Origin of the sequence: Hafnia sp. (genome assembly GCF_036648275.1) — a bacterium.
In the GTDB taxonomy this organism is placed as follows: domain Bacteria; phylum Pseudomonadota; class Gammaproteobacteria; order Enterobacterales; family Enterobacteriaceae; genus Hafnia; species Hafnia alvei.
In genome coordinates, this window is record NZ_JAVXIQ010000001.1 from 76,945 (window position 1) to 88,702 (window position 11,758).

The 11,758-nt window shown below is 47.2% G+C and carries 9 protein-coding genes; all 9 read left to right on the forward strand.

Translation table 11 applies throughout. The annotated features are described in order from the left end of the window. Positions 1-694 precede the first annotated feature (694 nt). The 9 genes from RSC70_RS00415 to tssC all read left to right on the forward strand — a co-directional run bounded on the left by RSC70_RS00415 (position 695) and on the right by tssC (position 11,742). On the forward strand, positions 695-2,230 hold the full coding sequence (locus RSC70_RS00415) for a cobyric acid synthase (protein WP_282814738.1): 1,536 nt from the start codon (positions 695-697) through the stop codon (positions 2,228-2,230). Between the two features lie 25 nt (positions 2,231-2,255). After that, positions 2,256-3,014 carry an adenosylcobinamide-GDP ribazoletransferase gene (cobS, locus tag RSC70_RS00420; RefSeq protein ID WP_332541280.1) on the forward strand — a complete coding sequence of 253 codons (759 nt, stop codon included), beginning with the start codon at positions 2,256-2,258 and terminating at the stop codon, positions 3,012-3,014. 22 nt (positions 3,015-3,036) lie between these two features. After that, positions 3,037-4,101: a nicotinate-nucleotide--dimethylbenzimidazole phosphoribosyltransferase gene (gene cobT / locus RSC70_RS00425; protein WP_332541281.1), complete on the forward strand. Its 1,065-nt coding sequence runs from the start codon at positions 3,037-3,039 to the stop codon at positions 4,099-4,101. A 32-nt stretch (positions 4,102-4,133) separates the two neighbouring features. Beyond that, on the forward strand, positions 4,134-5,057 hold the full coding sequence (locus RSC70_RS00430; protein WP_025802722.1) for a LysR family transcriptional regulator: 924 nt from the start codon (positions 4,134-4,136) through the stop codon (positions 5,055-5,057). Positions 5,058-5,217: 160 nt separating this feature from the next. Further along, positions 5,218-6,864 (forward strand): fumarate hydratase, encoded by a 1,647-nt coding sequence (locus RSC70_RS00435; RefSeq protein WP_103009461.1) that lies wholly within the window; start codon positions 5,218-5,220, stop codon positions 6,862-6,864. 17 nt (positions 6,865-6,881) lie between these two features. After that, on the forward strand, positions 6,882-7,472 hold the full coding sequence (cobO, locus tag RSC70_RS00440) for a cob(I)yrinic acid a,c-diamide adenosyltransferase (RefSeq protein ID WP_332541282.1): 591 nt from the start codon (positions 6,882-6,884) through the stop codon (positions 7,470-7,472). A 577-nt stretch (positions 7,473-8,049) separates the two neighbouring features. After that, positions 8,050-8,694 (forward strand): hypothetical protein, encoded by a 645-nt coding sequence (locus tag RSC70_RS00445; RefSeq protein WP_130971476.1) that lies wholly within the window; start codon positions 8,050-8,052, stop codon positions 8,692-8,694. A 968-nt stretch (positions 8,695-9,662) separates the two neighbouring features. Then, positions 9,663-10,163 carry a type VI secretion system contractile sheath small subunit gene (gene tssB, locus RSC70_RS00450; RefSeq protein WP_025802730.1) on the forward strand — a complete coding sequence of 167 codons (501 nt, stop codon included), beginning with the start codon at positions 9,663-9,665 and terminating at the stop codon, positions 10,161-10,163. A 25-nt stretch (positions 10,164-10,188) separates the two neighbouring features. After that, positions 10,189-11,742, forward strand: coding sequence for a type VI secretion system contractile sheath large subunit (gene tssC, locus RSC70_RS00455; RefSeq protein ID WP_038502127.1), 1,554 nt, complete (start codon positions 10,189-10,191; stop codon positions 11,740-11,742). The last annotated feature ends 16 nt before the right edge of the window (positions 11,743-11,758 follow it).

Sequence of the window (11,758 nt, forward strand, 5' to 3'; positions counted from 1 at the left end):
AGTGTAAAATAAATTTTATTATATAAATTCTCATTGGGGTTTCTGATGCGGTGCTATTATTAATGACTCGAAAAAATATATGTTTGACGGCGCTCGCAATATTTAATCATTTTACGGAATGATCTCTTTATATTATTTGACGTTCTTGTGTTTTGTTTATATCTCGTTGAAGTTAATAATTATTTTATTTACGGTTTATTTAATCTTTAGCTTTTCATGTGCAAAGTAAACGCTTTACATATTTGATATTTAGATCTGCAATGTCCTTGGCTATGTTTTTGTTTTATAAATTTGATTTTTTGTGTTGAATAATGAACTTTATTTATTAATAAGAAGCTGGTCACAAAAAAAACGAATTGCTATGTTTACCGATATGAAAGTGTGTATTTTAATTATCGAGCTTGCTGGTTACGAAAATGTAAATAAATTCCGTCATTCAATAACTGTTTTTCAATAAATAGCGCTGTGATTTTTACGAGCGTGTGTAATTTATTTTTAAATTGATAGGTTTTTTCATCTTTATTTGTATAGAAAATGCAACAAATGCTCTTCCGTAAAATAATAGTACAGTCAGTCGATATTAACCGACGGACATAGACTTTATAAATTTAGCACGCATCAATCTCTCGAGGTAAGTCATGCAAAAACGATCAGGAAATGATCGCGGCACTGTGGCACTGGAAGGAGAAGAGAAATGAGCCTTTCGCTGATGGTTCAAGGCACCGCCTCCGACGTAGGAAAAAGTGTTTTAGTCGCTGGATTTTGCCGTATTTTTATGCAGGACGGTTATCGCTGTAAACCTTTCAAATCACAAAATATGGCGTTGAATTCAGGGATCACCGCGCAGGGCGATGAAATGGGGCGAGCGCAGATTTTTCAGGCTCAGGCGGCGGGAGTTGCGCCCGATGTGCGCATGAATCCGGTACTGCTCAAACCGACAAGCGATCATAAAGCGCAGGTCATTGTGATGGGAAAAGTGGCCTGCCATATGGATGCCGCAGAATACCACCATTATAAATCCCAGCTACAGCAGCAGATTAAAACCGTCTATCAACAGCTGGCGAGCGAATCCGACATCATGGTGCTGGAAGGTGCAGGCAGCCCGGCAGAAATTAATCTGCGCGATCGAGATATCGTGAATATGGGCATGGCTGAGGCCGCTGGCGCACCGGTATTGCTGGTGGCTGATATCGATCGCGGCGGGGTATTCGCTTCTATCTATGGCACCTTAGCGTTGCTCAAACCCGAAGAAAGGGCGCGGGTCATTGGCGTCATTATCAATAAATTTCGCGGTGATATCACGCTATTGCGCCCTGGACTCAAGCAAATTGAAACGCTGACTCAGGTTCCCGTTCTCGGCGTTTTGCCTTGGCTATCGCTGGATCTGGAGGATGAAGACGGGGTGGCATTGCAGGTCGGAAAATACTCCTCCGCCAAAGAAGCCGATCTGGACGTAGTGGTGATTCAGTTTCCGCATATCGCCAACTTCACCGATTTTAATCCGCTCTCGGTGCAGCCGGATGTACGTCTGCGATACGCAGTCGATCCACAGGAAATCATGGGCGCAGATCTGATTATTTTGCCAGGCAGTAAAAATACGCTCGGCGATCTGAGCTGGTTAAGAGCGCGCAGGCTGGATCGCGCGATTAAAAAAGCCCACGGAGCAGGTACCGCAGTCATGGGGATCTGCGGTGGTTATCAAATGCTGGGTAATCAGATTTTCGATGAAGTGGAGTCAGGTCTAAGCCATATGTGCGGATTAGGTTTGTTGGATGTGGATACCTGTTTTGAACCGAGTAAAAAAACCGCGCAGGTGGCTGGCGTTTCTGGCTCTCACCTCAACGGCCTGTTGGCTCAGTGCGGTAATCAACCTCTAACGGGTTATGAGATCCACATGGGAGTTTCAACGCTGGGTGAAAAGGCCCGCCCGTTTGCCCATATGCAGGTTAAGAATGGTCAGGCGGAAGAGTGGCTCGATGGCGCGCTAAACCATGACGGCAGCGTAGCTGGCAGCTATTTGCATGGCCTGTTTGACCAAAACCTGTTCACCCGATCTCTGCTCAATCAGCTGAGGCAGAAAAAAGATCTAGCACCGCTAGACGATGAAAACTTCGATTACACGCGCCATAAAGAAACGCAGTTTGACGCGTTGGCATCCAACATGCGCGTGCATTTGGATATCGATCGTATCTACGCTTTGATGCGCCAGCATCAGGAACCACAACATTGAGGCGGGCTCGCGGGAGCAATATCCAATGACGCTGACGATGTTCTGGGCCACGGTGCAATTTATTACCCGACTGCCGGTGCCAAGCCGCTGGGCCGAGGGGGCTGATTTTCAGCAATACGGGCGTGGTGTTCCAGCATTTCCCATCGTAGGGCTGATGGTGGGAGTGCTGGCCGCTGGGGTCTCGCTGGCTATCAGCCAGTCGGGCGGAGGTATCTATATTGGTGCATTGGGCTACGTGTTTGCATTGACGTTGCTGACCGGTGGTTTTCATCTGGATGGATTAGCCGATACCTGCGATGGCATTTTCTCTGCCCGCAAGCGCGAGCGGATGTTGGAAATTATGCGAGATAGCCGTCTCGGAACCTACGGTGGCCTCGCGCTGATTTTCTCTGTGGCAACGAAAACGCTGGCGGTGGTGTCGCTTTCACCGCTATCCCCGTGGGTATTATTCGGTTTCTTGAGCTGCGCCTGCGTGGCGGGGCGAACCGCGATGGTGCTGGTGATGTATGGGCAGCGCTATGCCCGCCAAGGCGACGGAATGGGCAACATCTATATCGGCAAAATATCGCGTTTTGAGGCGGCAACGACGTTAGTCATCGGCTGTTTGCTGGTGGGAATACTGGGCGGTCGTCAGGCGCTGGCGGCGCTGGTCATCACTTTCGTAGCTATTTATGCGCTAGCGCGTTATTTCCGCCATCACCTCGGTGGACAAACCGGAGACACGCTGGGCGCAGCAGAAGAGATGGGCGAAATGATTTTCCTTTTAGCACTGCTTTGGGTTTAGCACCACCTTAATGAGAAAAAGCATGAACACATTAGACTCTATTATTCAAAGGATCCGCCCCTTAGATCGGGAAAAAATGGCGCAGGCTGCGGGACATGTGGATGCGTTAGCCAAACCACCGGGAAGTTTAGGGCGCTTAGAGCAACTGTCGATCCAGCTATCAGGCATGTCGGGGATGACTGATTTAGCCAATCTGAACAAAGAGATTATCGTGATGTGCGCCGATCACGGCGTATTTGAGGAAGGGGTTGCCGTAACGCCCAAAAACGTCACGGCGATTCAGGCTCGAAACATGCAAAAAGGGCTCACCGGGGTATGTGCGCTGGCCAAAAATAGTAATACGCGCGTGCTGCCTGTTGATATTGGTATTGATGCAGACCCTATCGCCGACCTACGTTCGCTGAAGCTGGCGCGCGGCTGTGGAAACATCGCTCGCGGGCCAGCGATGAGCTACTCGCAGGCACAACAACTGTTGATTGCCAGCGCCAATCTGGTGCAAGAGCGCGTGGCGCAGGGGATTTCCATTTTTGGCGTTGGCGAGTTGGGTATTGCTAATACTACGCCAGCGTCGGCCATGATCAGCGTGCTGACCGACACCGATCCTCATGACGTAGTCGGTATCGGCGCGAACCTTCCTTTGGCGCGAGTGGCACATAAAGAAAGCGTTGTGCGGCGTGCAATCGATGTTAATCAACCGAATGCAAATGATGCCGTTGACGTGCTGGCTAAAGTCGGTGGTTTTGATCTGGTGGGTATGACCGGCGTGATCCTCGGTGCCGCCGCTGCCGGAGTGCCAGTCGTGCTGGATGGTTTTCTCTCCTATGCGTCTGCGCTTTCCGCGTATCGTCTGGCGCCACAGGTGCGAGATTACTGCATTCCCTCTCATTTTTCGGCTGAAAAAGGGGCGGGGGTGGCGCTGAAGCATCTCGACCTGGTTCCGTATTTATATCTGGATCTGCGCTTGGGTGAAGGCAGCGGCGCCGCGATGGCGATGTCGGTGATTAGCGCCGCCTGCGCCATGTATTGCGATATGGGCCAGCAAACGAGCAGTGGTTTTACTTTGCCGCTGTCGCCGTTACGTAACTGATTCTTTAATTATGAATTAATGGGTGTATCAACATGCGCTGTAAAATTCCTAAGACCGATCTATTAGTGACGTTTGAAGCCGTGGCTCAGTATGAAAGCTATACGCGTGCGGCAGAGAAATTAGCGTTAACGCAGAGTGCGGTATTTCGTCAAATAACCGCATTAGAAGAATTTCTTAACGTGTCTTTATTCCATCACGTGCGCAAGCGTATTTTTCTTAACGATGCCGGCCGTTATTATCTCGATCTCGTCAGAGATACACTAGAGCAGATGGAACGCGATACGCAAAGTATTATGTCCTATCAATCTACGCAACAGATTTTGGAATTAGCGGTCACGCCAACGTTTAGCACACACTGGCTTATTCCTAACCTGAGTGACTTCCATGAAAATAATCCTGAGATAGTGCTAAATTTAATTGCGCTGACCACACCCGCTGATTTTTTAAATCTACGCTATGACGCCGTGATTATGCGCGAAGACTTCTGTAGCCCTTGGGCGGAGAATGAACATTTATTTGAAGAAGAGCTAGTTCCGGTGTGTAGCCGCATGCTATGGCGTGACGATAAAGAGGTGATGCGCGCGGACCAGTTACTGGATGAATTCACGTTGTTACATCAGACTACACGGCTTGATTCATGGCACGATTGGTTTGCGTTATCCGGCGTGAGCAGCCCGCAGGTGCGCATGGGGCCGCGCTTTGATCTGCTCTCTATGCTGATTTCTGCCGTGCGTTCCAATTTAGGCGTTGCGCTGCTGCCGCGTTTTGCAATTCATAAAGATCTTGAAAATGGCGATATGGTGATCCCGTGCGATTTACCTATGAGCACCGGTAACCACTTTATTTTAACCTATAAGGAAGGAAAGCGAGGTTTACGTAGTTTGCAGAAGTTTAGCCATTGGGTACATGAAAAATCGAATGACGAGGAATTAAAAAGAACAGGTATTCACAGTTAAGCATCATATGTTGAAAATTGAACAATTGATTTTTAAGTTAATAAAATAATAATTGGAATTGTTTTTATATTTTCAATTTTCAAACAATCTATCTTTTTGTTACGCCTCATGGCTAGCAAGATTCTCTTGCTACTATTTTCCAATTTATTGAGTAAAAATAATGCATAAAAATGATTTTTTTTACCAAGAGATATTTCCTCTATCTGAAGATAAAACCGAGTATTACCTCCTTACCGATAAATACGTTTCTACTTTTACTATTGCTGGCAAGGAAGTGCTTAAAATAGAGCCCGAGGCGTTAACGCTGGTTTCTCAACAGGCGTTTCATGATGCGTCATTTTTCTTGCGTCCTGCGCATCAGCAGCAGGTAGCCGCCATTTTGCAAGATCCTCAGGCCAGTGAAAACGATAAATATGTGGCTTTACAGCTCCTGCGCAATTCTGAAATTTCGGCGAAAGGCATCTTGCCCAACTGCCAAGATACCGGCACATCAACGATTGTGGCCAAGAAGGGGCAGTATGTTTGGACCGATACTGACGACGTAGAAGCGCTGTCACGCGGCATTTTTAATACTTTCCGCCAAGACAATTTGCGCTATTCACAAAATGCGGCGTTGGATATGTACAACGAAGTGAATACCGCGACCAATCTACCCGGACAAATTGACATTTTTGCCACCACCGGCGCGCAGTATTCATTTTTGTTCGTGAACAAAGGCGGCGGCTCAGCCAACAAAGCCGCGCTGTATCAGGAAACCAAAGCCATTCTTGAGCCGGAAAAACTTAAAGCGTTTCTGATCGAAAAAATGAAAAGTTTAGGCACGGCAGCCTGCCCGCCGTATCACATTGCCTTCGTGATTGGCGGCTTATCGGCGGAACAAACGTTAAAAACCGCTAAGTTGGCCTCAACCAAATATTTTGATGCACTGCCGGTGAGCGGCAATGAATACGGTCAAGCATTTCGCGATACGCATTTAGAACAGAGCTTGCTCGAGGCTTCTCGCGAGTTTGGCTTAGGGGCGCAGTTTGGCGGAAAATATTTTGCGCACGATGTGCGGGTTATTCGTCTGCCGCGCCACGGTGGATCGTGCCCGATTGGCATGGCTATTTCATGCTCATCAGATCGCAATATCAAAGCCAAAATTAACAAGCAGGGGATCTGGCTGGAGAAGTTAGAACGCCATCCTGAACGCTACATTCCGCAGGCGATGCGCCAGCATCAAGAAGGGCAGGTCGTCGATATTGATCTTAACCGCCCGATGGCGGAGATCCAGCAAGAACTTTCGCGCTATCCGGTTTCGACGCGCGTGTCGCTCAACGGACCGTTGATTGTGGCGCGTGACATTGTCCATGCCAAGCTTAAAGAACGCCTAGAGCAGGGCGAGCCGTTGCCACAATATATGAAAGATCATCCCGTGTATTATGCGGGACCCGCCAAAAAACCAGACGAATATGTTTCAGGCTCGATGGGGCCAACCACCGGTGGGCGCATGGATAGCTATGTTGAGCTGTTTCAATCCCACGGCGGAAGCTTAGTGATGCTCGCCAAAGGCAACCGTAGCCAGCAGGTGACCGACGCTTGCGCACAGCACGGGGGCTTTTATCTGGGCAGTATCGGCGGTTCGGCGGCCATTCTGGCGCAGGAATATATTGAAAGCTTGGAGTGTCTTGAATATCCCGAGCTGGGTATGGAGGCGGTTTGGAAAATGAATGTCAAAAACTTCCCAGCGTTTATTTTGGTCGATGATAAAGGCCATTCATTCTTCGACCAGATCCAGATGAAGGCATGCGCAGGCTGTCAAAAATAGCCCATAGGAGCATTGTCATGAGTGAAGAACGCTATCAACAACGCCAACAGCAGCTCAAAGAGCGCGTTGAACAACGCGTTGCAGAAGCCACGAAACGCTGCGGGATCGTGATTGTGTTTACCGGCAATGGCAAAGGTAAAACCTCTGCGGCTTTTGGTACGGCCGCACGGGCAATCGGTCACGGCATGAAAGTCGGTGTGGTGCAGTTTATCAAAGGGGAGTGGGAAAGCGGCGAGCGCAATCTACTCGAACGCGCTGGGGCTGAGTTTCATATCATGGCGACCGGTTTTACCTGGGATACTCAAGATAAGCTGTCGGATACGCGGGCTGCGGTAACGGCGTGGGAACAGGGCAAGCGTATGCTGGCAGATCCCGCCTATGGGCTGGTTATCTTAGATGAACTGACCTATATGCTGACCTATGGCTATTTGGAACTTGATGAGGTGTTAACCGCGCTTGAAAATCGACCCGCTCAGCAAAATGTGGTGATCACGGGAAGAGCCTGCCATCGAGATCTCATTGCGTTGGCTGACACGGTGAGTGAAATGCGGCCGATTAAGCACGCTTTTGATAGCGGTATCCAGGCACAGGCAGGCATTGATTGGTAATACGCATCGAAAAGTAATACCGAAAAGTAATATAGCTTGCTTGCTACGTAACAAAGGCCATGCCGTGCGGTGTGGCCTTTTTCTTGCCAAAAAACAAATGATGAAATTTCCCCCGTTTTTCCTAGACAGTGACTATAGTCAATGTATGACACGGCAATAAAGCAAGTCATTGGTTTCCTATTACACCTCAAGGCGGCTTTGCTTAAGCTTTGTTTATAGTTTTGTCCGTCTCTAAGAACTTTCTAAATAGTATTAAATTTCGTTTTTTCTGGATGAAAAAAATAAATCACTAACGGTTAGTGTTGTTAATGTTAAGTGATTTATGCATGCAATTTATAAGGTTATTGATTTTCTAATTAAAAATCAATGATATGAGTTTTTATGGTTGAAATTAAAGATAGATTATGACGATCAATTGAGCGTTTTTGATTGGCTGTGATTGGTGTTGACGATCAATAGATCAGATTTGATCGAAATTGATTATCGAAATACCCATTGATAGAATGAGTGAATAATCTATCTTGTAAATGCGGTGTTGAGTGAATGCTTCGCTGAAGCACCCTGCTTGGGGGACATCATGGATGACATATTCTTATTCAGTCGCTCGCACATCATGCAGTCGGCTATTGCGAGCATCACAGGATGCCGTTCAGCAACACTTCGAACCAGCCCAAACTTCAAGTTTCAAAACCCTATACAAACTGCCGTAGCAGTGCTGATCATTCGGCCTAAGCTATTGGTGGTTGATACGGTGCTAACGTGCGCCGCTGATATCCAGTATTTATTGCAACGTCTGGCCGATGAGAGCTATCGCAGCCGTATCGTTCTGATCGTTGACAATAAAAACGCTCAAATGGCGCACCGCTACCCGCTAGATTTCCCTGAACTCAACATCGCGTGCATCGGTGATCTGCAAGCGCTCTCTGACACTATTCAGAGCACCTCACACGGGTATTTGGTGAATACGCTGTCCTCGCAAATTTATCTTGGCCTGCAAAAGCATATCTCCAATAAATTTGCGGCGTTATTAATGGACTGGGATGCTGCGTGCTCGCAGGCGAAGCGCAAGGGTAACGACTACAAAAATATTTTAAACAGACGCTCTTATCTCAAGAAGAAACTGGGACTCAAGAACAAAACTGAGATTGATCTTCTGATTGGTATGCTAAAAGAGCCAAATCGTACCAACGACGCCACTTCTCCCCTGCGTCAGAGCGTTTAGACCGTCGCCACCGCGCCCCCGTTTAACGCACTCGTATAAATTGTAACCACCTGAGATATCAGCCTCGCCTACAGCGGGGCTATTTTTATGCCTCAACGCTTATTCTGCCTATTTTTTGATCTGTATTTTATCCCGCGATTTGATGCATTTTATTTACTTTAAAGCTAAATGTGCCAAACCCAATGATAAAACCACCGCATAGACCTGAATATAGTGAAAGGTTATATAAATGACTTATCGCTAATTGATGAAATTAATATATACATCAGCCATAAACTGATAATCATCGCTTGAGAACAACATCTTGGATTATCTGCGATGTTCGCAAGAAAACTCTTATTTTAAACGTACCGTAAATGGATGGTGATTATTTATCTGAATTCCACTCATGGCGTTAAATCAACCGATTTATATGGACATATTGGTTATGTTTATCGGATTAATGCCAAGTTATTAACGTCGTTTGTGCTATTGAGTTGATGCGATTCATTGAGTTTTTATATTCTCATAGCAAAGTTCCTAGTGTGGTCTGATAGTCATTTATTTGCTCATTCCATAGAGGAAATATCTTATTTTTGAATTCTATTAAATGACTAGGATTAAGCCTGTGCTGAGACGCCTTAAACCCTTGCAGCACAAGGGGTATTGATTTTTATCGTAAGAAATATCTTACATTTCAATTAGATGATCTATGTCACAAAACGATCTTTTCGTTACATCCTGTAACAGTTAAACGTTTCTTAATAGAAGTAAAAACTTCTTAAACTCAGTCACGAGTATTCTGCTTACTCACCTTTCCTTATTAATTAAATATGTACTAGAAATACTAAATATCGCCAATCGATGAACGTTTTGACTACGCCGTTTATTCGCAATTAATTCACCTGTTTACGGTGACTTAATTTAAGGCAGGGAATGTTTGTCACGACTGGCAGTTATCCTTAATTTTCAGTTGTAAGGGACAGTAAATGGCTTCATCAAGTTTCCAAAATGAAGTACCCAAGGCTCGCGTCAATATCAAATTGGATTTACATACCGGTGGAGCACAGAAGAAAGTTGAACTGCCGCTGAAATTACTGGTAATGGGCGACTACAGCAACGGTAAAGAACAACGTCCACTTTCCGAACGCAGCAAAATCGATATTAATAAAAATAACTTCAATAGCGTACTGGGTGAATTCCAGCCAAGTATAAAAATGGCAGTGCCAGATACTTTGGCCGGTGACGGTACGGATACCGCGGTATCTCTAACTTTCAATGATATGAAAGATTTCGAACCTGAACAGGTAGCTCGCCAGATCCCTCAGCTACGTGCTCTGCTCGCCATGCGTAACCTGCTACGCGATCTCAAATCAAACCTGCTCGACAACGCAACGTTCCGCCGTGAACTCGAAAATATTCTCAAAGACGACGCTTTGAGCGATGAACTGCGCGCGGAATTGGCGGCATTAGCGCCACAAGACTGTTAATCACCGGGTTGGATAAGAGAAGGAAATGCTGATGTCTGTACAGGAAAAAAATGCGCAGGGTAATGCTACCGCTGTGCTTGAAAATGAAGCGCCTATCATGCAGGGCGTTTATGCATCGCTGTTTGAAAAAATCAATCTCAGCCCAGTTTCATCGCTGACCGGTATTGAAATCTTCCAAAATAACGAAGGACTGGCAGAAACCTCCGCCGACGAGCGTGTTACCGCCGCCGTGAGCGTGTTTTTAGATCTGCTGAAGCAGTCAGCGCAAAAAGTTGAAAAACTGGATAAAACCTTGCTAGATGGCCACATTGCCGCATTGGATGCTCAGATTAGCAGCCAGTTAGATGCCGTGATGCACCATCCTGATTTCCAGCGCGTGGAATCCACGTGGCGCGGCGTTAAGTCACTGATTGACCAAACTGATTTCCGCCAGAACGTCCGCATCGAGCTGCTGGACGTGAGCAAAGATCATCTGGCTCAGGATTTTGAAGATGCGCCAGAAATTGCCCAAAGCGGCCTGTATTCCCATACCTACATTCAGGAATACGACACCCCAGGCGGTGAGCCTATTGCAGCCACTATTTCCAACTATGAGTTTGGCCGTGGCCCGCAGGATATTGCTTTGCTGCGTAATATCTCCAAAGTGGCTGCTGCCGCGCATATGCCGTTCATTGGTTCTGTTGGGCCAGCGTTCTTCGGCAAAGACACTATGGAAGAAGTGGCTGCTATCAAAGATATCGGTAACTACTTCGACCGTGCAGAGTACCTGAAGTGGAAATCTTTCCGTGAAAGCGACGATGCGCGCTATATCGGTTTGACGATGCCGCGCGTATTGGGCCGCTTGCCATATGGTCCAGATACTATTCCAGTGCGTAGTTTTAACTACGTGGAAGAGGTGAAGGGGCCAGATCACGAGAAATACCTGTGGACCAACGCCTCGTTTGCGTTCGCCGCCAACATGGTGAAAAGCTTCATCAACAACGGTTGGTGTGTGCAAATTCGTGGCCCGCAGGCCGGTGGTGCCGTTACCGATCTGCCGATCCATCTCTACGATTTGGGCACCGGTAATCAGGTGAAAATCCCGTCTGAAGTGATGATCCCAGAAACCCGCGAGTTTGAATTCGCTAACTTGGGCTTCATCCCGCTGTCGTACTACAAAAACCGCGACTACGCGTGCTTCTTCTCGGCGAACTCCACCCAGAAACCGGCGCTGTATGAAACCCACGACGCCACAGCGAACAGCCGCATCAACGCGCGTCTGCCGTACATCTTCCTGCTATCGCGTATTGCGCATTATCTGAAACTGATCCAGCGCGAAAATATCGGCACCACCAAAGACCGCCGTTTGTTGGAGCTGGAGCTGAATAATTGGATCCGTGGGCTGGTCACAGAAATGACCGATCCGGCTGATGACTTACAGGCGTCACATCCGTTGCGCGATGCCAAAGTGACTGTTGAAGACATCGAAGATAACCCTGGTTTCTTCCGCGTGAAGTTGTTTGCTGTTCCGCATTTCCAAGTTGAAGGAATGGATGTGAACCTGTCTCTGGTTTCGCAGATGCCTAAAGCCAAAGCCTAATCGGAACCGAGCGCAA

What these genes read in the sequence shown, in the direction of transcription:
- RSC70_RS00445 (WP_130971476.1), top strand. Translation starts at nt 8,050, where the DNA reads ATGGATGACATATTCTTATTCAGTCGCTCGCACATCATGCAGTCGGCT.
- RSC70_RS00430 (WP_025802722.1), top strand. Translation starts at nt 4,134, where the DNA reads ATGCGCTGTAAAATTCCTAAGACCGATCTATTAGTGACGTTTGAAGCC.
- tssC (WP_038502127.1), top strand. Translation starts at nt 10,189, where the DNA reads ATGCTGATGTCTGTACAGGAAAAAAATGCGCAGGGTAATGCTACCGCT.
- tssB (WP_025802730.1), top strand. Translation starts at nt 9,663, where the DNA reads ATGGCTTCATCAAGTTTCCAAAATGAAGTACCCAAGGCTCGCGTCAAT.
- cobO (WP_332541282.1), top strand. Translation starts at nt 6,882, where the DNA reads ATGAGTGAAGAACGCTATCAACAACGCCAACAGCAGCTCAAAGAGCGC.
- cobS (WP_332541280.1), top strand. Translation starts at nt 2,256, where the DNA reads ATGACGCTGACGATGTTCTGGGCCACGGTGCAATTTATTACCCGACTG.
- RSC70_RS00415 (WP_282814738.1), top strand. Translation starts at nt 695, where the DNA reads ATGAGCCTTTCGCTGATGGTTCAAGGCACCGCCTCCGACGTAGGAAAA.
- cobT (WP_332541281.1), top strand. Translation starts at nt 3,037, where the DNA reads ATGAACACATTAGACTCTATTATTCAAAGGATCCGCCCCTTAGATCGG.
- RSC70_RS00435 (WP_103009461.1), top strand. Translation starts at nt 5,218, where the DNA reads ATGCATAAAAATGATTTTTTTTACCAAGAGATATTTCCTCTATCTGAA.